General features: G+C 72.9%; 18 protein-coding genes. 9 read left to right on the top strand and 9 right to left on the bottom strand.

The window, feature by feature from the left end:
• Positions 1-430 precede the first annotated feature (430 nt).
• Genes IPQ09_09840 through IPQ09_09830 form a run of 3 tightly spaced genes read right to left on the bottom strand, consistent with a single transcriptional unit; the run spans position 431 to position 3,379 of the window.
• Positions 431-2,056: an ATP-dependent DNA ligase gene (locus IPQ09_09840; GenBank protein MBL0194503.1), complete on the bottom strand. Its 1,626-nt coding sequence runs from the start codon at positions 2,054-2,056 to the stop codon at positions 431-433.
• The gene (locus IPQ09_09835; protein ID MBL0194502.1) at positions 2,053-2,766 is read right to left on the bottom strand and encodes a hypothetical protein; all 714 of its coding nucleotides are present in this window, start codon (positions 2,764-2,766) and stop codon (positions 2,053-2,055) included. Before IPQ09_09835 ends, IPQ09_09840 begins: the two co-directional genes overlap by 4 nt.
• 10 nt (positions 2,767-2,776) lie before the next feature.
• Positions 2,777-3,379 carry a hypothetical protein gene (locus IPQ09_09830; protein ID MBL0194501.1) on the bottom strand — a complete coding sequence of 201 codons (603 nt, stop codon included), beginning with the start codon at positions 3,377-3,379 and terminating at the stop codon, positions 2,777-2,779.
• Between the two features lie 203 nt (positions 3,380-3,582).
• Here IPQ09_09830 and IPQ09_09825 point away from each other — a divergent pair, with 203 nt between their 5' ends.
• Positions 3,583-3,798: a hypothetical protein gene (locus IPQ09_09825; GenBank protein ID MBL0194500.1), complete on the top strand. Its 216-nt coding sequence runs from the start codon at positions 3,583-3,585 to the stop codon at positions 3,796-3,798.
• A 63-nt stretch (positions 3,799-3,861) separates the two neighbouring features.
• On the opposite strand, the gene IPQ09_09820 is transcribed toward IPQ09_09825, so the two are convergent.
• The 3 genes from IPQ09_09820 to IPQ09_09810 form a co-directional block, all read right to left on the bottom strand.
• Positions 3,862-4,728 carry a 2-oxo acid dehydrogenase subunit E2 gene (locus IPQ09_09820; GenBank protein ID MBL0194499.1) on the bottom strand — a complete coding sequence of 289 codons (867 nt, stop codon included), beginning with the start codon at positions 4,726-4,728 and terminating at the stop codon, positions 3,862-3,864.
• Positions 4,729-4,818: 90 nt separating this feature from the next.
• A complete protein-coding gene (locus IPQ09_09815) occupies positions 4,819-7,668 on the bottom strand; it encodes a protein kinase (GenBank protein ID MBL0194498.1) in 2,850 nt (949 codons plus the stop codon).
• Positions 7,665-9,503, bottom strand: coding sequence for a hypothetical protein (locus tag IPQ09_09810; protein ID MBL0194497.1), 1,839 nt, complete (start codon positions 9,501-9,503; stop codon positions 7,665-7,667). Before IPQ09_09810 ends, IPQ09_09815 begins: the two co-directional genes overlap by 4 nt.
• 241 nt (positions 9,504-9,744) lie before the next feature.
• Between IPQ09_09810 and IPQ09_09805 the strand changes: the two genes are divergently transcribed.
• The 3 genes from IPQ09_09805 to IPQ09_09795 all read left to right on the top strand — a co-directional run bounded on the left by IPQ09_09805 (position 9,745) and on the right by IPQ09_09795 (position 14,683).
• A complete protein-coding gene (locus IPQ09_09805; protein MBL0194496.1) occupies positions 9,745-12,375 on the top strand; it encodes a TonB family protein in 2,631 nt (876 codons plus the stop codon).
• A complete protein-coding gene (locus tag IPQ09_09800; GenBank protein MBL0194495.1) occupies positions 12,372-13,475 on the top strand; it encodes a hypothetical protein in 1,104 nt (367 codons plus the stop codon). The genes IPQ09_09805 and IPQ09_09800 overlap by 4 nt, the downstream gene beginning before the upstream one ends.
• 179 nt (positions 13,476-13,654) lie before the next feature.
• A complete protein-coding gene (locus IPQ09_09795; GenBank protein ID MBL0194494.1) occupies positions 13,655-14,683 on the top strand; it encodes a hypothetical protein in 1,029 nt (342 codons plus the stop codon).
• 398 nt (positions 14,684-15,081) lie between these two features.
• Here IPQ09_09795 and IPQ09_09790 read toward each other — a convergent pair whose 3' ends face one another.
• Positions 15,082-15,264 carry a hypothetical protein gene (locus IPQ09_09790; GenBank protein MBL0194493.1) on the bottom strand — a complete coding sequence of 61 codons (183 nt, stop codon included), beginning with the start codon at positions 15,262-15,264 and terminating at the stop codon, positions 15,082-15,084.
• A gap of 89 nt (positions 15,265-15,353) precedes the next feature.
• Positions 15,354-15,632, bottom strand: coding sequence for a hypothetical protein (locus tag IPQ09_09785; protein MBL0194492.1), 279 nt, complete (start codon positions 15,630-15,632; stop codon positions 15,354-15,356).
• 20 nt (positions 15,633-15,652) lie between these two features.
• Here IPQ09_09785 and IPQ09_09780 point away from each other — a divergent pair, with 20 nt between their 5' ends.
• From IPQ09_09780 to IPQ09_09765, 4 genes are all read left to right on the top strand, one after another.
• Positions 15,653-16,939, top strand: coding sequence for a radical SAM protein (locus IPQ09_09780; GenBank protein MBL0194491.1), 1,287 nt, complete (start codon positions 15,653-15,655; stop codon positions 16,937-16,939).
• Positions 16,936-17,874 (top strand): metallophosphoesterase, encoded by a 939-nt coding sequence (locus tag IPQ09_09775; GenBank protein MBL0194490.1) that lies wholly within the window; start codon positions 16,936-16,938, stop codon positions 17,872-17,874. Before IPQ09_09780 ends, IPQ09_09775 begins: the two co-directional genes overlap by 4 nt.
• A gap of 188 nt (positions 17,875-18,062) precedes the next feature.
• Entirely contained in the window at positions 18,063-18,422 is a 360-nt protein-coding gene (locus tag IPQ09_09770; protein ID MBL0194489.1) for a hypothetical protein, read from the top strand.
• Between the two features lie 5 nt (positions 18,423-18,427).
• The gene (locus IPQ09_09765; protein MBL0194488.1) at positions 18,428-19,564 is read left to right on the top strand and encodes a glycosyltransferase; all 1,137 of its coding nucleotides are present in this window, start codon (positions 18,428-18,430) and stop codon (positions 19,562-19,564) included.
• A 63-nt stretch (positions 19,565-19,627) separates the two neighbouring features.
• Here IPQ09_09765 and IPQ09_09760 read toward each other — a convergent pair whose 3' ends face one another.
• Entirely contained in the window at positions 19,628-20,296 is a 669-nt protein-coding gene (locus IPQ09_09760) for a hemolysin III family protein (protein ID MBL0194487.1), read from the bottom strand.
• Positions 20,297-20,384: 88 nt separating this feature from the next.
• On the opposite strand from IPQ09_09760, the gene IPQ09_09755 reads away from it, so the two are divergent.
• The coding region (locus IPQ09_09755) for a hypothetical protein (protein ID MBL0194486.1) at positions 20,385-20,626 on the top strand (242 nt) is incomplete at its 3' end.

Below are 20,626 nucleotides of genomic sequence, written 5' to 3'. Positions count from 1 at the left end.
TCGGACGTCGTTCCGCGCGGTGGAGGCGGCGCTTTGCGCTCAGGGGACAGTGGTTTCGGGTGTGACCGCGCGAGAACGCCGACCCTCGAACATGAGTATCCTCCCACCGCCGCCGAAAACGGGACACCCCCTCGCTCCCTTGTGGCGAAAGGCCGAGCCGCGCGACTTCTGGAAGGGATCACGCTTCCAGGAGACTAGCTAAGCTAGCTAGAGCGCCGAACCGCTTGATGACCGAGGGTTTTGTTGCGAGCCGTGCGAGGCGCGACGACGAGTCCTACTGCTCCTAGGCGAGGAGGAGCAACGAGTACGGCGACGTAAATCGGCGAAAGGCCGACCGAATCAAGCGGTTCGGCGCTCTAGTCGAGCGGGTCCTCCACGCCCTCGCGTGGCGGCGGGCCAGAGGGCCCTGGGCAGCCGGAACGCCCTGCCGTCAGGCTTCGCTCTTCTTGCGGGGCTTCTTTTTGGGCGGCGCGGCCTCCGTCGCGCCGGGCTCCGCGGGTGCGGCCGCCAGGGGCGCGCTGTCCGCCGCGGGCGCCGCGGCCTTCTTCGCGGCCTTCTTCGGCGCGGCAGGCGCGGGCGCGGGCTCCGCGGCCGCCCCCTCGCCGGCGGGCAGCCACCCGCGCTTCACGTTGTCCTCGAGCCACGCGGCCACGAGCTGCTCGGCCTTCTCGAGGGTGCTCGCCGTGCGCAGGCTCGTCTTCAGCGGCTCGGCCCGCCCGCCCGAGAAGTCGGTGCCATACACGAGGAACCGCGGGAAGCCCTGGCGAGGCTCCTTGTGCGTCGCGAGCAGCGCGAACTTGCGCACCGCGGTCGCGCCCTTCACCCACACCCCGCGGCGGAGCACCTCGGCCGGCGCGGGCGCGGCGAGGCCGCCCGCCCGCGCGTCGGGGTCGAGCGCGAGGCGGCTCGTGATCTGCGTCATGCCGACGCTCGCCACGTCGGGGGTTTTGTCGGTGCGCTCTCGCAGAAACGTGGGGAACAACATCGCCGCGATCGGCGCGTCGCCGCGCGGCGCGTAGCCCGCGCTCGCGTCGTACGCGAGCGTCATGCGCACCACGGGCACGTCGTTCGCGTCGGTCTCCACGAGGTCGGAGAGCTTCACCTCGACCACGATCTCGGGCCGCACGAACCGGCAGAGCGTGCCGTCGCGGTTCGCCATTCGGAAGGCGCTCGGCACCTCCATCGCCGCGAGGCGGGTGAGCCACGTCGCGCGGTCGTCCTCGCTGAAGCCGGTCCCCACGGGCCCGAGGAGCTGCAGCGTGCCGTCGTCCCGCCGGAGCGCGACCGTGATCTCGCGGAGCACCGTGCGCTGGCCCTCGAGCCGCGCGCCGTAGGCCACGATGACCGCATCGACCGTGAAGAACGGCTTAATCTTGTAAGTGAGCCCCACCTCGCTCCGGAGCACGAGGCCCTCGAAGCGCTGCGCCGTGACCCACTCGCGGTAGTACGCGAGCGCGTCTTCGCCGGTGCCCGCGACGGTGGTGACGAGCGCCACCCGACCGCCATGGTCTTCCGCGCCGAAGCGCTCGCGAAGGATCGCGAGGCGCTCTTCGTACGGGAGGCGCGCGCCGTCCTCGGCGCCCTCACCCGGCTCACCCTGCTCGACCACGTCGAACGCGAAGAAGCGGAGGCGCGGCTCCAAGGTCTCGTCGGCGAGCGCCGCGCCCACGTGCTGCACGCGCGGGCGGCCCTCCGGCGGCGTGGCCGTGAGCTCGCCCGCGTAGATGGCGTCGCCCGAGCCCTCGAGCCGGGCGGCGGCCTCGCGCGCGAGCGGCGTGCCCGAGAGCACCCGCCCGTTGAACGACGCGAGCACCACCTCGGCGCCCCGCTTGACGAGGAACCAGAGCTCGCCGTCGAGCTTGGTCGAGAGCCACGCCTTGCCCCGCGGGAGAGACGCGGCGAGCTCGTCGGCCGTGATCACCCGGTAGCGCTTCGCGACCTCCATGCGGTAGCGCTGGAGCCGCGCGACGAGGCTCGCGTCGCGCAGCGCGCCGATGGCGCCTCGCTGGCCCCCCGCGTACGGCGTCAGGGTGACCCCCGCGAGCAGCGCGCTCACGACGCGCCTCCGGCCGACTTGAGCTCGAGGTTCGAGAGGTGGAGCACGAGGCGATACGCGTCACCGTCGACGCGCCCTTCGAGGAAGCCGCGGTACGGCGCGCCGTTGGTGGTGAAGATGAGCGGCCCCTGCCCCTTCGGGCCAGTGCCCACGAAGACCATCTTCTTCGCGCCGTGGAGCTCCTTCGCGATGTCGTAGAGGAACTGAAACGTGAGGCCGCTCACGTGCCGGAGCTGGAGCTGCTTCGTGAACGCAAACTTCCGGATCGCTTCACCAATCGGCGAGAGCTTCCCGGTCCACACCATGGGCGCCGACTCCTCGGCGAGGGTCGCCTCCACGTCGAGGAAGTCATCGCGCGAGCGCTCCACGCCGTCGGGTCCCCGCACCACGCGCAGCACGCGCGCCACGGAGAGCACCGCGCCGTCGCGGCGCAGGTACACACGCGCCGCGTCGCCGAGCCGGCGACCCACGAGGTGCAGATCGATCTCCGGATCGCCCGCTACCAGGGCGCGCGCCACGCCCGCGTCGTCGCCGTGGGCGCGGAGCAGGGCGTCGTAGCCCGTCGCGTCGGTCGTGCGGATGAGCCGCTCGAGCCGGGCCGGGCCGCCGCTCGGCCCGAGCATCCGCAAGGCCGGGGGCTTCTTCGCCCACTCGGCGGCGACGTGAGCGTCGCGCTTCTTCGCGTCCATCAGCGGGATCAGTCGGGCCATCGCGCGCTCCTCACATCATGCCAAAGTCGAGGTCGTCGGTGTCTTCGGCCTCTTCGGCCAGGTCCGCGGGCTGCTGCTCTTGCCGCAGCATCTCGAAGCGCGAGGGCTCGCCGACGAGCAAGAACGTGCCCTGCTCGTTCGCGAGCAGGAACGCGGCCGCGTCCGCGTAGTCGTCGCGGTAGTTGAAGCGAGTCTCGAACACGTCGCCCGCGGCGAGGGCGGCTGTGAGCGCCTCCGACACCTCTTCGGGGCGCAGCTCGTACACCGTGGTGCACGTGTGATCGAGGAGCCTCGAAGGGTCGACCGGGCCGACGAGGGCCTGCTCTTTGCCGAGCGTGGAAGGCGCGATCGGCACCGGCGCGCCGGCGGCGTCGACGGCCTTGAGCTCCGAGCGCTCCAGCGTGTCCCACGCGTCGTCGAGGTAGGCGTAGGCGAGCCCGCCAGGCGGGATGATCGCGCCGCCGTCGGTGGTGAGCGACGCGCCCACGCACGGCTCGCCCGCCTCGTCGACGACGACGCGCTCCCGCTTGCCATAGAGCTTCTCGCGATCGACCTTCGAGAGCGAGAAGGTGCTCACCTTCCCGTCGAGTGCAACGACAACTGGCGACGCCATGGAGCCTCCCTGAGCGGTGACGCAGCGTACCGAGGCCGGGGCGTCGGGGGGAAGCCTTTCGTCGGTCCCGCGCCCCGCGCTCGTGACCCACGCCGATTGCCCTGGTCGCGTGCGACGAGGTGGATAGAGTGGTGGCCCATCGGAGGGGGGAGTCCTGCTCCGCGCCCCACTCGCCCCCCGGCCACTGACCCGAGGAGAACTCCATGCCCATCAACGTGAACCGCGCCGTCGACAAGGCCTACGAGACCAAGACCCTGAACGAGATCTGCGACGCCCCCATCGCCGCCATCGAGGGCCTCACCGAGGAGCACCAGAAGCACCTCGCGGCGTGCGGCATCAAGACGATCCGGGATCTCGGCGAGTGGAAGTTCGCCGCCTGGGCGCGGGCGATCGTCGAGCTCGCGAAGCTCGAGCAGTAGGCGGGAGGAGGCGCGTCACGGCGCGGCGCGTGGCTCCCGGTCACGCCCCGCGCCGTCTCCCATTCATTCGCCCTCCGGCGAGGCGGCGGGCGCCTGGGGGATGGGCCCGAGCTTCCCGAACGGGTCGTCGAAGAAGGCGCGCAGGACGCGCGACATCTTCGCGGCGTGCGAGCCGTCGAGCACGCGGTGGTCGAACGTGGCCGAGACCCGCAGCACCTGGCCGACCACCACGCGGTCGCCCTCGACCACCGCGGCGCGCTTCACTGCGCCCACGGCGAGCAGCAGCGGCACGTGGCTGTAGGGCACGAGCGGCACGTACGCCTCGTCGAGCCCGAGCGAGCCGATGTTGGTCACCATCACGGAGCCGAAGGGGTCCTTCGGGATACCCGCCCACCGCAGGTCGAGGTTCAGCGTAATCGACAGAAACCCCAGCACGTTGAGCACCGTATTCAGCAAGAAGTAGGGGATCTTCTTGAACGTGGAGCGCGTGCCCTCGAGCGCCTGGTCCTTGCCGGCCTTCACCGTGCTCACGCGCGCGGAGAACTCGTCGACGATCTGCTCGAGTGACTTTTGGTGGCAGTCGAAGAGGGTGGCGCCGGAGAGATCGATCTCGCCGGTGACCGGGTCCTTCATCTCGACCTGGAAGAACACGCCGATGTCGTCACGGAGGTAGATGCGGTTCCAGCGGAGCACCGCGTTCGCGTCGGGCAGCTCGTGGAGCACGTGGGCCACGGCCTTCGCCATGAGGTGGCTCAGGGTCGCGCGCTTGCCGGTCGCGGCCCGAAACTCGGCGAGGTACCGCAGCGCCTCGTCGGCCCGGAGCTCGAGCGCGCCGTAGACCTGCGGGTCCTTCGTGGTCTCCCAGGTGCCGATGGCGATGCGCCGGAACGAAGAGAGGTGCTCTTTGGGCCTGAGGCGCAGGTTGGGCATGGACGTCTCCCGCGGGAAGGTGCCGCTCGTGTCGCTGCGAGGAACATAGCGCTACCGTTGGGGCCGCGGTGGCCCGTGGTGCGCAGCGGGCTACTCGGTCTCGGGCGGGCTCAGCACCACACGGCGCAGGCTGGGCCCTCGGTCCGAGCTTAGCCCGATGGGCGCGCGCTCGTCGCGGCGCCTCCACGCGGCGCGCCGGAGCGCGGTGGTCGCGCCCGGATCGTCGGCGGCCACGCCCGAGACGACCACGGTGCCGGGCTCCGCGCCCGCGAGCAGCGAGAGGCCCACCGCGACGGTCTCGCCGAAGTAGGCGACGCCGTCACCACGGGTGAACGCGACGCAGCGCCCCTGGTGGACCGCGAGGCGCACCCTGCCGCCGAGCCGCTCACCGAGCGCTGCGCGCGCGCCCAGCGTCGACGCGATCTCGAGCCCCGCGGAGACGGCCGCTTCGGCGTCGGGGAAGGCCGCGATCACGCCGTCGGACGAGGCCTCCACCACGCGCCCACGGTGTCGGCTGCTCGCGTCGACCAGGACCGCGTCGAGGGACTGGAGCAGCGCGAGCGCGCCCGCGTCGCCGAGGTCCGCGAAGAGGCCGAGGAGCTCCCCCACCCTCACGAACAGAAACGCCGCGTGGGTGACCGACACGTGCTCGCCCTCGGGGAGCAGCGCGACCGACATGAGCCCGCGCAGCGTGGGGTGGCTGAGCGCCACGGCCGCGGTCACGCCGTCGCGGCGGTGGGCCAGGGTCTCCACGCGGACGAGGGCTGGCTCGACGCCGAGGTTCTCGAGCTCGAACGTGATCTCCGCGGCTCGCACGAGGTGGGTCGCCGCAGACACGGCGCCGTCTTTTACGTGCATTTTGCATACATCGAGGTACGCCGAGGGGCTCGCCGTGAGCTCCCATGGCGCGAGGCCCGGGCCCGCGACGCGGTGCTCTCCGACCCCGAGGCGCGCACGCACGACCCGCACCTCGCCGGGCGCGAGCACCTGCTGCACGAGGACGTGAGGCCGCGCGGCCGGCGAGCCGAGGCAGTAGACCGACGCCGTCGTCTCGCGCAGCGAGCGTGGAGGCCGAAAGGCGAGCTCCACGGTAGACGCGAGGTCCTCGGCGTACGTCACGCGGCAGGAGGGGCAGGCGCCGGTGCGGCTCACCCCACCCAGCGATGGGATCGTCGCGCGCGGCTGCGCGCACTCCGGGCACACGAGGTCCCACGCGACCTCGAGGAGCCCCGCGCTCGCGGCGTGCAGCATGAGATCGAGGACCTCGGCGCGCGCCTCACCCCACGCGTCCGCGAGCGCGTACGGGCGCAGGCGCTCGAGGGCCCTCGCGGGCGCGGTGAGCAACAGCTCGGTGAGCTTGCCGACGAGGGCGGCGCGAAAGCCTGCCTCGCTCTCGTTCGTCTCGTTCGTCTCGTTCGTCTCGTTCGTCTCGTTCGTCTCGTTCGTCTCGCTCGTCTCGCTCGTCTGGCGGCGCGCTCCCGTCAGCCGCTTCGCCGCGCTCGCGAGCCGCGCGCGGAGGGCGTCGTCGGGCACGTGCGGTGGCTCGAACGGGTCGTCCGCCGGAGCGACCGCGTCGCCGAGCGCGCGCGCGGCCTCTTCCAGGCGGCGGTACACGGCGTCGGCGCGGGGGCGGAGGAGAAACCGGAGCTGCACCTCGGCGGCCACGCGCCCGAACGCGCTCCGCGGCGCGACGCGCACCTCGTGCACGAGCTCGGTCGAGCCGTCGTCCCGGGCAGTGAGCGCGACTCGGTTCCACACCGCCGCGACGGGCCCGCTCGTGTAGCGCCGGTACACCGCGTGCTCGGACTCGTGCACCCACTCGAACGGGTGCTCGTCCCACTCGAGCGCGAAGCCGAGGGCGCGGGCGCGGCCTCGCCTCACGCCGGTGCCGTCGGTCGGCTCGTCGTAGTGAACCGCCGGGAGCCCGGCGGCCTTGTTGAAGCGATCGGTGTTCGACACGAGCGGCCAGAGCGAGCGCGCCGAGGCCTTCAACGTCCACGACCATGCGTGGATGATCGTCGCCTCCGTCGTGAGCGCGGCGGGCAACGGCGCGGACGTGAGGGCCTTCGGGACGTGCGGTGGCGCGCTCGACGGCGAGAGGAGGCCGTCGAGCGGACGGCCCCGGTGGAGCCCCTCAGCGGCGGTAGCCAGGGCGCGCGCGGTGGGGCGCTTGTCCGCGTCGCGCTCGAGGCAGAGGAGGCAGAGCCGCTCGAGGTCGGCCGCGAGGTTCGGTCGCAGCTCGAGGAGGCGCTTCGGAGGCGCGTCGAGGTGCCGCGCGACGAGCGCGACGACGTTGTGACCGCCGTAGGGGAGCCGCCCTGTGAGCATCTCGTAGAAGATGACGCCGAGCGCGTAGACGTCGTGCGCGGGGCGCGGAGCTTCCCCCACGAGCTGGTCGAGCGACATGTACTCGAGCGTGCCAGCGATGGTTTGGTCGTCCTCCGCCGCGCGCCAGCGTCGGGCGAGGCCGAAGTCGAGCACGCGCACGTGCCCCGACTTGTCGACGAGCACGTTCGCGGGCTTGAGATCGCGGTGCACGATGCCGAGCTCGTGGGCCTCGGCGACAGCGCGGGCGAGCTGCGCGAGGGTGTCGAGCGCCCGCTCCTCGGGGAAGGGCCCCTCGTCGATGAGGTCGTGCAGGCCGGCGCCAGAGACGAGCTCCATCGTGTAGTAGGGATCGCCCGCGTCGGTCACGCCGGCGTCGTGGATGGGCACCACACCGGGGTGCGCGATGCGCGCCGCGAGCTTCGCCTCCGCGCGGATCTGCGCGCCCGCGAGCTCCGTGTCCTCGGCCGAGCCCCCGGCGTGGTGGACCTTCAGCGCGACCCGCCTCTCCAGGCGGGCGTCGAGCGCTTCGTACACGACGCCCATTCCGCCCCGCCCGAGCTCACGGAGGATCTCGTAGCCTGCTACCCGGGGCGCGCCTTCGAGCGCCATCACGGCTCGATCGACGCCTCGTCGAGGACCCGCATGAGCTCGGTGATCTCGTCGGCGTGCTGGGGGATGAAGCGCACCGCCCAGGGCTCCGTGTCGCCCACCGTGCGCGGATCGTCCGCCGCGAGGCCGCGCTCCCCGTAGTGCTTCGAGACCGCGGCGAGGTCAGCGAGCGTGCCACCGTGTCCGTAGGGCGCGCGGCTCGCCACGCCGCGGAGGGTGGGCGTCTTGAAGGCCCCGAGCATCGACCCCGGCACCACAGTGAAGGGGAGCGCAGGCGGCGGCGCGTCGTAGTAGAGCGCGGCTTCGCGGCGGATGGGATCGGCGAGCAGCGCGGCGAGCCCGTCGAGCGCGCCGCGGTCTGGCTTCCCGTCGCGCCGACCGGTCTCGAACCGGAGCGCGTGGAAGGCGTCGTCGGTGAGCCGCGGGCCGTGGTGACACTGCGCGCAGCCCGCGAGGAAGAACACGTGGAGGCCCGTCTTTTGCGCCGGCGTGAGCGCGGTGAGGTCCCCCGCCGCGTAGCGGTCGAGGGCACCGGGGCGGACGCGCAAGGTGCGCTCGTAGGCGGCGATCGCCTTTCCCACGTTCACATACACCCGCGTGACGGCGTCGCGATCGGCGGCCGCCATGCCGTCCCAGCTCGGCTCGCCGGGCTTGCCGTTCGCGGGGAAGCGGGCGAGGTCGCCCATCGCCGGCAGCGGGGCGCGCGGGAACACCGCGGCGTACTCGGCGGCGTAGGCGGCGCCCACGCGGCGCGCGACGAACAGGCGGCTCGAGCCCATCTCGCTGGCGTTCTCGAAGGGCCCGAGCGCCTGATGCCAGAGGGTGTCGGAGCGGCCGTCCCAGAACTGGAACCGCGCGTGGGCGGCGAGCGTGGCCGACGGGGTGTGGCGGTCGCCCTCCGTGAGGCCGAACCCGCGCGCGCGGCCATCGGCGAAGCCCTTCTCGGGGGCGTGGCAGGTCGCGCAGGACACCGTGCCCGAGGGCGTGAGGGTCGCGTCGTGGAAGAGCCGCTTGCCGAGCGCGGCGGCGGCGGGGTCGTCGGCCACGGCGTTCGTGGGGTCGGGGGGCGGCGCGCCGGGCGTGCGCATGTTTTGAACGAGCGCCCAGTGGTTCTGCGGGAACAGCCCGTCGACGACCGCGAGGGGCTCGGGCGCCGGCGCCGGCACGCCGTCCAGCGCTGCGATCGTCTGGCGGAGCGTGAAGCGTGCGTCCTCCGGCGCAGGGTCGACGAGGAACTGAACGATCTTCATCGTGCGGCGCTCGACCGCGACGAGGAAAGGGAGGCGCCGGTCGGCGAGCCCCACGGGCCCGAAGGTGAACCGCGGATCGGCGGCGTGGACCGGGGAGAGCCCGGGGAGCGCCTTGGCGGCACGCGCCAGATCCGCCGGGGTCGCGACGGGGAAGTTGTGCTCGTCGGAGACCACCAGGTCGACCACCTCGACCCGCTCGCGGAGCTCGGGCGGGATGAGGTCCGCGGTGTGCGCGAGGCTCCACCGGCACCCCTCGCAGAAGCCGGCGACCTCGCGGAGCACGAGGAGGCGCGCGCGCGGCGCGCAAGGCTCGTAAAACGTGCGCAGCGCGAGCGGTCCCGAGGGCGCCGCGAAGGTGAGGTCGGGCACCACGGCCGCGAGATCGAGGCTCGACGAGGCGGGGTACGGGCCAGGCTGACCGTCGACGCAGGGCGCGGGTGGGGCATCGGTCGCGCTCGGGCCGACCAGGGCGTCCGTCGGGGAGGCGTCGAGCGCGGGCCCTGGGCCCGATGCAGGCCCCGCCGCGCCGCTGCACGCGCCCGCGAGCAGGAGCGCGGCGCCGCAGGCCGCGAGGAGCGCGAGCGTCACGCCACGAGATCCGGCGGCGGCGCGCCGCCCGTAGACCCCTCCCGTGTGCGAACTCCCCACAGCCCCTTGTCTACCACTCCCCGCGCCAGGGCGCAGCCCGAGCGCTGCCGCTCCCACGCCGAGGAGGGTTCGTCGGGCACGAACGGCCTGTCGGAGAACCACCGATGCGCACCTCGAACGCCCTGGGCTCGCCGATTCGCCGTTGCACGCCTCCCACGCTTCTTGGTACGGTCGCTCCGTCATGGGCGCGAAAAGAATGGCGATTTCTCGCGTCCGCGGAGCCCTCATCGGGGCATCGCTGGTCGCGCTCGCCGCCGCGTGGCCGCGCTCAGCGAGCGCGCAGCGGTCGGGAGATCTCGTCAAGCCTCCGAAGCCCGACGAGACCCCGGCGCCGGCGCCTCCGCGCATCGAGCTGCCGACGCTGCAGAAGGACGAGGGCGCCGTCTACCCCGCCGCGGCGATGAAGACGCGGGGCCGAGAGGCCGTCCGCGTGGTGCTGCTCCTCGATCTCGACGCCTCGGGCGCGGTCGCGAAGGCCGCCGTCGAGGCCCCCGCGGGCGACGGCTTCGACGAGGCGGCGCTCGAGGCTGGGCGCAAGCTGGTGTTCACGCCGGCCAAGCGCGACGGGAAGCCGATCCCGGCGCGCATCAAGCACGTCTACACGTTCCCCGCGCAGCCAGGCCGCATCGTGGGCTCGGTCGCCGCGGGCAGCCGCGGCGCGCTCGCCGGCGTGCCGCTGCGCCTCGAGGGGGCGGGCGTCACGAAGCAGGTCGTCACCGCCGCGGACGGCACGTTCGACCCGGGCGATCTTCCCGCGGGCTCGTACACGATCGTCGTCGAGGCGAAGGGCTACGTCCCCTACAAGTCGCAGAAGGACATCGCGCCCGGGGAGCGGCTCGAGCTCGCGCTGACCCTCGACCCGGTGGTCCTCGTCGGGGCCCCGCCGCCGCCTGACACAGTCACAGGCCCGGTGGTCGAGGTCACGGTCCAGGGACAGAAGCCCCCGCGGGAGGTCACGAAGCGAACGTTCGAGCGCCGCGAGCTGTCGCGCATCCCTGGCACGAACGGCGACGCCCTCCGCGCCATCCAGAACTTCCCGGGCGTGGCCCGCCCGCCCGGCCTCGCGGGCCTGCTCATCGTGCGCGGCTCGGCCCCGAACGAGACCAACATCTTCGTCGACGGCACGCTCGTGCCGCTGGTTTACCACTTCGGCGGGCTCTCCAGCGTGGTGCCCACGGAGATGCTCGAAAAGATCGACTTTTACCCCGGCAATTTCTCGAGCCAGTACGGGCGCGTCGTGGGCGGCATCGTCGACGTCGGGCTCCGCGATCCGAAGCCCAAGCTGCACGCGCTCGCGCAGGTCGATCTCATCGACGCGCGCGTGCTCGCGGAGGGCCCCGTGTTCTCTACCGGCTGGAAGTTCGCGCTCGCGGGCCGCCGGAGCTACGTCGACGTGTGGCTGAAGCCGGTGCTCGACGCGGCCGGCGCGGGCGTCACCACCGCCCCCGTGTACTACGACTACCAAGCGATCCTTCAGCGCGACATCGGCAAGAACCAGAACCTGCGCTTCGCGTTCTTCGGCTCCGACGACCGGCTCGAGGTGCTCGTGAAGGGCGTCAACGCCTCGAACCCGGGCATCGGCGGCAACCTCAGCTTCGGCACGGCGTTCTACCGCTTCCAGGGCAAGTACACGAACAAGGTCTCCGACGGCACCGAGCTGCGCGTGGTCGCGGCCGGCGGCAAAGACGCCATCGCTTTCCAACTCGGCGACAACTACTTCACGCTCACGAGCACGCCTTTCACGCTCCGCACCGAGGTCGCGCAGAAGCTCGGGCAGGGCGTGCGCATGAACGTGGGCATGGACTGGCTGTGGACTCCCTACGAGATCGCCCTGCGCTTGCCGCCCCTGCCCCGCCCGGGCGAGCCGCCCGGCGCCCCGTTCGGCGGTCGCCCTCCCCTGCAGCTCACCGAGACGGGCACGATCTACGCACCCGCGCTCTACGACGAGCTGGAAATCACCCCGTGGCGGGGCGGGCGCTTCGTGACCGGCCTGCGTGTAGACTACACGAAAGCGACCCAGCGCTGGGACGTGTCGCCGCGCTTCGCCGCCCGACAGGACCTCACCTCGTCGCCCCGGCGCACGACGCTCAAGGGCGGCGTGGGCGTGTTCCAGCAGCCACCCCAGCCGCAGGACACCGCGGCGCGCTTCGGCGTGCCGGGGCTCTCGTCGAACCGCGCGATCCACTACTCACTGGGCGTCGAGCGCGAGCTCACGAAGCACGTCGAGGTGTCGCTCGAGGGCTTCTACCGCGACCTCGACAACCTGGTCGTGCCGCGGGTCGGCAACACGGGCACCGGGCGCGCCGCCGGCCTCGAGACCCTCCTCCGCTACAAGCCCGACGACCACTTCTTCGGCTTCCTCGCGTACACGCTCTCGCGAAGCGTCCGGAAGGACGGCCCGAACGAGGAGGAGCGCATCTTCCCGTTCGACCAGACCCACATCCTCACGGCGCTCGGCAGCTACCGCCTCGGCGACGGGTGGGAGTTCGGCGCGCGCTATCGCCTGATCTCGGGCAGCCTGCGCACGCCGCAGCTCTACGGGTTCTACGACCTCAACGTGGGCGCCTATCTGCCGCTGCAAGGCAACCCGCCGAACAGCGAGCGCAACCCGCTCTTCCACCAGCTCGACATCCGCCTCGACAAGACCTGGTACCTGAAGAACGGCGCCAAGCTCGGCTTCTACGTCGACATCCTGAACGTCTACAACCAGGCCAACTCCGAGGGCGTGACGTACAATTACAACTCGACCGTGAGCACGCAGACCAACAGCCTCCCCATTCTGCCTAGCCTCGGCTTGCGAGGGGAGCTGTGAGCCCGCTCCCCCGCCCGAGCTCGCCGGCGCGCGCTCTCGCGAGCTCCTCCTGGTCGAGGCCGGTCTTGCTCGGCGCCTTGGCGCTGCTCTCGGCGCTCGCGTGCGGCGGCCAGGGGTTCGACTCGATAAGCAAGGTCGACTCGGTCCGGCTCTTCGCGGCGCGCGCCGACAAGCCGTACGCGCGCCCCGGCGAGGTGGTCACGCTCGACGTGCTCGCGTACGACGGGCGCCCGAACCCGACGCGTCCCATGCGGCATTATTTCCTGCCGTTCACCTGCGTGAACCCCCCGGCGGACGCCTACTTTGGCTGCTTCTCGCCCAGCGTCGCGGCCTCGCCGGACGGCGGCGCCTTCGGCGGTGGCGGGGCGGGCGGCGGCGCGGCAGGGGGCGCGGGCGCGGCGGGCGGATTCCTTGGGGGCATCCCGGACGGCACCGATCTGACCCCCATCTTGGTGCAGGGTACACGCTATTCGTACCGGGTCCCGGAAGGCGCGGTCATCCCTCGCAAGGAGACCCCCGACGAGCCGTACGGGCTCACGATCGTCTTCACGGTGGCGTGCGCCGGGCGCGTGGTGTTCAAGCGCCCCGACATCGCGACTCGCCAGCAGGTGCCCCTCGCCTGCGTCGACGAAGACGGCCTGCCCGTCTCCTCGAAGGACTACGTGCTCGGGATCCATCGCACGTACGTCTACGAGAAGAAGCGCAACGAGAACCCCGTCATCACCGGCCTCACCTACGAGGGGGCGCCCATCGACCCCAGCGTCGGCATCGTGGTCGACCGATGCTCGCTCACGAACCGCATGAATTGCCCGGAGACCAAGGTCGGCACCGTCGTGCCGGAGGCGAGCTGGGAAGTGCAGGAGGGCGTGGTGGGCACGGACGGCGCGGTCTCGCGCGAGCAGGTGTGGGTCAACTACTACTCGACCCTCGCCGAGATCGACTCCGCGCGGCTGCTCTATGACGTGGGCTCGGGAGCCGTGCCCGCGAGCGAGGCGAAGCTCAAGGGCTCGGCCGAAGCGGGGTTCGGCACGCTCTTCGCGGTGGTCCACGACAACCGCGGCGGCGTCGCGTGGACCCGCGTCCCCATCACGGTGAAGTAGTGGCGGCGCGCGGAGACGCCCAGACCAGCCACGGTCCTCGTCGTGGCGCGAACGCGGCGACCAGGGCATGATGGGCGCACGGGCGGCGAGCCACGAGCGGGAAGGCGCGGATGGGTGACGGCGTGAGCGGGCGGGCGATACAGGCGAGCGGACGCGCGAGGTGGGCGAGCGCTGCGCGGGTGGCGCTGGCGCTCGCCTGCGTGGGCCTCGCGCTCTCGGCGTGCGCGACGAAGGTCGAGACGAGCTTCCTCGACCCCAGCGACCTGCAGCCCTGGAAGCCGGTCGAAGAGGAGATCGAGACCCCGTACGATCGCAACACGCTCATCGACGACGCGTCGTTCCTCGACGCCACCCAGGCGACCAGCGCGGTCGTTCAGGAGTACTTGGAGCGCACCTCGTACGGCAGCCGGAGCTTCCTCGGCACCTACCAGTCGAGCGGACTGCGTGCCTCCGACGCGCTCGTCACGTCGGCGCGTACGTACAATATCAACCCCATCGCGCTGCTCGTGTTCGCGCAGGTGCGCGCCGGGCTCGTGAGCCTGAAAATCTACCCAGAGGACCCCGCCCGCGTGGAGTACGCCTTCGACTGCGGGTGCGAGGCGAAGGGCGTGTGCGATCCCCGCCTCGCCGGCTTCGACCGGCAGGTCCACTGCCTCGCGCGGCAGCTCCGCGAGGCCGTCGAGGCGGTGAAGCTGAGCGGCGCGACGGCGTCCGGGTTTGGCCCCAACCGCACGTCGTTCACGGTCGATGGCGCACGCGTCACGCCGACGAACGGCGCCACGGCGGCGATCTACCAGGTGCTCCCCCGCGAAGCGCGCGACAAGGCCGGCGGCACGTGGCTGGTGTGGAACCTCTGGCAGAAATACGTGGCTGCCTACCAATACTCGGCCCCCTTCGACACGCCGGGCGAGGGCGGCGGCATCGGCGATCCGTGCAAGAACGACGCGCAGTGCGCCCTGCCCCAGGCGGATCGCATCTGCGCGACGAACTACCCGGGCGGGCTCTGCACGGTCAAGTGCACGGGCGAGTGCCCCGACGTGCCCGGCAAGGCGAAGGGCTTCTGCGCCGACTTCGTCTCGCAGGGCGGTTACTGCCTCGCGCTCTGCAACCCCGCCGCGCCCAAGTGCCGCACGGGCTACACCTGCACGCGCGTTGTGCGCTTCAACGCGCCGAAAGAGTCCGAGCACACCTGCTATCCGCAGCAGTGACGCGAGCGGCCAGCGCTCTGCGGCGGTGAGGAGCGAACGCGTAGAGCCCCGCCTGGCGCGCGATCGGTCACGCCTGGCGCGCGATCGTTCGCCCCCGGCGCACTTTCGGCCGCGCCGGGTCGGCGATCAGCCGTCGGTGTGCGCGCTCGGGGCGCGCCGGGCGCGGAAAGGGTGCCGCTCGGTCGGCGATCAGGGGCTCCGGGGCCCGCCGCGGTCACTCCTGGCGCGATTTTTGGCGCTCGGGGTCGCCGATCAGGGCTTTGGGCACGCGAAATCGGGCTCCGGGCGACCCGAACGGGGCTCTGGGGTCGATCATCGGCGTTCCGGCGCGCGGCTCAGGGCTCGTGGCGGAGGTTCGTTAGGACCGCGATGGCAGGCGGGAGCCGCTCCGAGAGCCGCTACCGAGCGTCGGCGCTCGGGCTGGCGGAGGGAGCCGGGGTGGCGCCGGTCTCGGCGCCCGCGGAGTCGACCTCTTTGCAGGCCTCGCCGCGGCAGGGCGGCCGGCCGTAACAGGCCATCAGCGTGAACGCGATCGTCGCGCCGCCGAGCGCGCCGCCGACGAGCCCGAGCCCGCGCCGCACGCACGAAGGCTCGCGGGAAGCGCCGCAGTGCGGGCACGACGCGCGGGCCACCAGCACGAAGCCCCCGCAAACACACCGGCCGAGGGCGCTCACCCTGGCGGCCTCGTGGGCGTGGTGGTGGGCGGCGGCACGACCTCGATCGGTGAGCCCGCGTCTGCCCCATTGGGCTCCGGCGTGGGGGGCACGATCTCGGGCCCGCGGGGCTGAGGAGGCATGCCGTAGCAGGCCATCAGCGTGAAGGCGATGGCGCCGCCCAGGAGGGCCGTGCCGACGCCGACCTTCACGGGCGAGACCACGGCGCAGTGGGGGCACTTCGGAGAGCGCGGGGCGACGAAGCCACCGCACGCGGAACACTTGTCGAGCTGCATGGCCTATCCTCGCCAACATCATGGCACGGAACCCGCGGCGCCTGCAGCTGCCAATCGTCGCCGAGCCGGGCAGAGGCGAGCGGGCCGACCCCGCGCGCGCGTTCCGGCCCCACTACGTGGTGTGGGAGCTCACCCTCCGCTGCGACCAGCCCTGCGTCTTCTGCGGGTCTCGGGCGGGCGATCCCCGCGCAAGCGAGCTCGACACGCCGCGCGCGCTCGAGGTCGCCCGCGAGCTCGCCGCCCTCGGCGCGAGCGAGGTGGTGCTCATCGGCGGCGAGGCGTACCTGCACCCCGGCTTCCTCGAGGTCGTGAAGGCCCTCTCCGAGGCGGGCGTTCGCCCCACCATGACCACCGGAGGCCGCGGCGTCGACGAGGCCCTCGCGCGCGCGGCGGCGGACGCGGGCCTCTTCGCGGCGAGCGTGAGCGTCGACGGGCTCGAGCGCACCCACGATCTGCTCCGCGCGAACCGCGGCAGCTTCGCGGCGGCGACGCGCGCGCTCCAGGCCCTCCGCGCGGCGGGCATCGCCACCTCCTCGAACACGAACGTGAACCGCCAGAACCGCGGCGAGCTCGAGGCCCTCTACGAGCACCTGCGCGGCCTCGGGATCGCGTCGTGGCAGGTGCAGCTCACCACGCCCCTCGGCCGGGCCGCCGACCGCCCCGATCTCGTGCTCCAGCCCTATGACCTGCTCGACCTCCTGCCCCGCGTCGCGCACCTGAAGGAGCGCGCGTTCCGCGACGGCGTGCTCCTCATGCCCGGGAACAACCTGGGCTATTTCGGGCCCGAGGAGGCCACTCTCCGCTCGCTGGAGCCCGAGGGCGCAGACCACTTCCAAGGGTGCCAGGCGGGGCGCTACGTGCTCGGCATCGAGTCGGACGGCGCGGTCAAGGGGTGCCCCTCCCTCCAGACCACGAGCTACGTCGGGGGCTCGCTGCGCGACTCCACCGTCCGCGCACTTTGGGAGTCCTCCCCCGAGCTCGCGTTCGCGCGCGCCCGCACTCGGGAGGACCTCTGGGGCTTCTGCGCCGAGTGCGACTTCGCCGACGTGTGCCTCGGCGGCTGCACGTTCACCGCGCACGCGATCCTCGGCCGCCCAGGCAACAACCCGTATTGCCACTACCGCGCCCGCACGCTGAACGCGCGAGGCCAGCGAGAGCGCATGGTGCCGAGTCGCCCGGCGCCCGGCGCCCCTTTCGATAATGGCCAGTTCGAGCTCATCGTCGAGCCCGCCGACGCGCCCGAGCCGCCCGCCCCCGAGGGCCCGTTCGGCCTCGTGCAGCTCCGGAGATCCGGGCGCGCGCCGTGACGGCCCTCGTCGAGAGTGTAGACCTCGACTCGCTGGCGCTGGCGGGCGACTGGCTCGCCGCCCTCTTCACGCTGGGCTCGATGGGCCTGTGGTTCGCGCGGCGGCGCGCGGGGGCCCGCGGGCGCCGCTGGGCCGCCTCGGCCGCGCTGGGCGTCGCGGGAGGTGGCGCGCTCACGTGGGGCAAGCGCGTCGAGCCCGATCTCACCGAGGTGACCCGCGAGCACCTCGCCCTCACGGCGGCGCCGCTCCGGATCGCGCTGCTCGCGGATCTGCACGCGGGGCGGTCCGACCGGGAGAAGGTCGCGCGGGTCGTGGAGCGCACCAACTCCGAGGCCCCCGACGTGGTGCTCCTCGCGGGCGACTTCATCAGCGGGTACGAGCTGACGGATGAGCGGCGCGCGAAGCTCGAGGGCCTGCGGGGCCTCCGCGCACCGGGGGGCGTCTTCGCGGTGCTCGGCAATCACGACTCCGAGCCCTACGGAGACGACACGCCGCGACGTGACGCCATCGCCGCGGTGCTCACCGGGTTCGGCTATCGCGTGCTGCACAACGAGGCCGTGGAGCTCCGGGGCGATCTGTGGCTCGCCGGCGTCGACGAGGTCCAGGCGGGGCGGGCCGACGCGAAGCGCGCGCTCGCGGCGGTGCCCGCGGGCAAGAAGCGGCTCGCCGTCGCGCACGACTGGCACGCGCTCGACGAGGACGTGCGCTTCGACCTCGGCCTGGTCGGGCACACCCACGGCGGCCAGCTCTGTCTGCCATTCACCTCGGTCTGCGCCGGGCCCGCGCGTGACCGGCCGTACGTGCGCGGGAGGCACGCGTGGAGGCGCGGGGGCGTGCTCTACGTGAACCGTGGAATCGGCCTCTCGAAGCTCCCCGTGCGCATAGGCTGTCGCCCCGAGCTGACCCTCTTCGAGCTGGGGCCCGACGCGCGGTGAAAGCTCTTCTCGCGCTCGCTCCCGGCTTCGCGCGCACGTCCCCGAGCGAGGCGCCGTGGGAGCGAGCGCGCGAGAGGCTCCGCTTCGAGGGCCCGTACCGCTGAGACCCACGAGGCGGCCCAGGGGCGAGGGCCGCGCCGCTGGCAGGTCGCCCTTGCGGGCACCGCGCGAGGCGTGCACTAAGAGACATGGCCCTGCGTCCGGCGCTCTCCCTCGTCCTCCGCGAGCTGCTCCGCGGCGACGCGGCCCGCGCGATCACCCTCGACGAGGTCGCCCGCGCGCTCGGCACGGTGGCGGCCAGCAGCGACGAGATCGAGGCGCTGTTCGCGGCCCTCGAGGCCGAGGGACACTCCATCGCCGACACGGCGTCGGGCGACTCCTCCCCCAGCGGCTCGGTGGCGAAGGACCTCGCGGCGGTCGTGACGGCGGCGCGCGCCCGCGCCTCCCGTGGCGAGCGCCCTACGGTGGCCGCGCTCGCCGCGGACACGGGGCTGCCCGAAGACACGGTGCGCGCCGCGCTGCGCTTCGCGGCAGTGCTCGCGAGGTGAGCGGCGTGCGCGACGGGGCGGCGATCAGCGTGCTCTTGCCCTTCCGCGACGCCGCCGGCACCGTGGCCTCCGCCGCGCGCGGCGTGCTCGGATCGCCGCTCGTGCGCGAGCTCCTCGCGATCGACGACGGCTCGCTCGACGGCGGCGCGGCCCGCGTGCGGGAGCTCGCCGACCGTGACCCGAGAGTGCGCGTCGTCGAGAGCCACGGCGTCGGCGTCGCGCGCGCGCTCGCGCTCGGGGTGAGCCTCGCGCGGCACGCGCTGCTCGGGCGCATGGACGCCGACGACCTGAGCCTCCCCGGACGCTTCGAGGCGAGCGCGGCGCTGCTCGCCAGCGATCCCGGGCTCGGCGCCGTGGGGACCCAAGTGGCCGTGGAGAGCGAGACGCCCGCGCCGGGCCTGGAGGCCTACGTGGCGTGGCAAAACGGGCTCGTGACTCGCGAGGAGCACGCCGCCGCGCGCTTCATCGAGGCGCCGCTGTGTCACCCGTCGACCTTGCTCCGCCGCGACGCGCTCGCGCAGGTGGGGGGCTACCGCGAGCCCGGCGCCGCCGGCGCGGACCACGACTGGGCGGAGGACTACGACCTCTGGCTGCGCCTCGCCGAGGCGGGCTTCGGGCTCGCCAAGGTGCCGCGGGTGCTCCTCTCGTGGCGTCACCACGCCGGCCGCGCCACGTTTCGCGACGCGCGATGCTCCGAGCGCGCGCTGCTCCTCGCCCGCGCGCACTACCTCGCGCGGCACCTCGACGAGCACCTCGGCCCGCTCGCGCCGGGGCTGGAGAGCGGGCAGTCACGCCGCCCCCTCGCCATCTGGGGCGCCGGCAAGACCGGGCGGCGCCTCGGGAGGGCCCTCGCCGAGCGTGGGCTCGCGGCCGATCTCTGGGTCGACCTCGATCCCGCGAAGATCGGCAGGTCGTTGCAGAATGCACCCATCGTCGCGCCCGAGGCGCTGCCGTTCGACGCCTTCGTCCTCGTGGCGCTGCGCGGCCGCGGCGCCTTCGCGCTGTCCGAGCGGGAACGGCGAACGACCTCGGCGGGCGCGGCGGGCGCGGCGGGCGTGGGCGGCTACGCGCGCGATATCGTGCGGGCGCGCCTCACGGCCGGCGGGCGCCTCGAGGGCGCCGATTTTCTCTGCGCCGGCTGATCGCGCCGGCTGATCACGTCGGCGTGACGGCGCTCAGCGGGCATGACCGAGCTCGTGATCACCTCAGGCGTGGCCGAGCACGATCACGACGAACCCGTAGAGGCACGCCGTGGCCAAGAGCACGAGCGCGTGGAACACCTCGTGGTACCCGAACACCTCGGGGAGCGGATCGGGGCGCTTGCGTGCGTACACGAGGGCGCCCGCGCTGTAGACCACGCCCGCCGCGAGGAGGAGGCCGATCGCGGCGGGGCCGAGCACCGACGACGCGCGCGCCGCCTCGCCGATGCCCGCCCAGCCGAGGGCGACGCAGAGCACGGCGATGATCCACTTGGGCGCGTTGGGCCAGAGGATCGACTTGACGACGCCGAGCGCCGCGCCACCGACGATGACGGCGAGCGCGACGTGGCCGCCGCCGGGCCGCGGGAGAACCGTGAGCAGCGGCGTCCACCCGCCCGCGATGAGCACGAAGATGGCGGCGTGGTCGAGCCGGCGCATGCGCTCGCGGCCGACGCGCTCCCAGTGGCGCCGGTGGTAGAGCGCGCTCGTCCCGAGGAGCATCACGACGCTGCCAGCGAAGACGGCCGCGGCGCCGCGGGCCACGCCGGGGCTCGCCCACGCGACGAGCAGGAAGCCGGCGACGATCGCGACGAAGAAGCCCGCCTGGTGGGAGACCCCGCGATAGCGCGGCTTCTGCTTCAGCGGAGACGCGACCCGACATGTCTCGGCGACCATGCCGAGCTTCTACCCGAGTCCCGTCGCGCCGTGTGTCACGCGTCGCACAGGCGCCCCACGCACGACGCGCTTCACGTAACCTCTGCCGATGCAGACGAGGACGAAGCGGGTACTTCAAGGGATCGGCGCCGCGCTCGGGCTCGCGCTCGTCGGCTTCGGCGGATTTGTCGGGCTCCAGGTCCGCGCGTTCGACGAGAGCATGGCGAAGGTCTACGACGTGCCGCCGATGCCCATCGAGCGGAGCGCCGATCCCGCCGTGCTCGAGCGAGGGGAGCACATCGCCAAGGGCCTCGGCGGCTGCAGCTCCGCCGACTGCCACGGCGCCGACTT

It is taken from the genome of Myxococcales bacterium (assembly GCA_016720545.1).
Taxonomy (GTDB): Bacteria; Myxococcota_A; Polyangia; order Polyangiales; family Polyangiaceae; genus JAAFHV01.
Note: the sequence above shows the minus strand (reverse complement) of the source record. Positions and strands in the feature narration are given on the sequence as shown.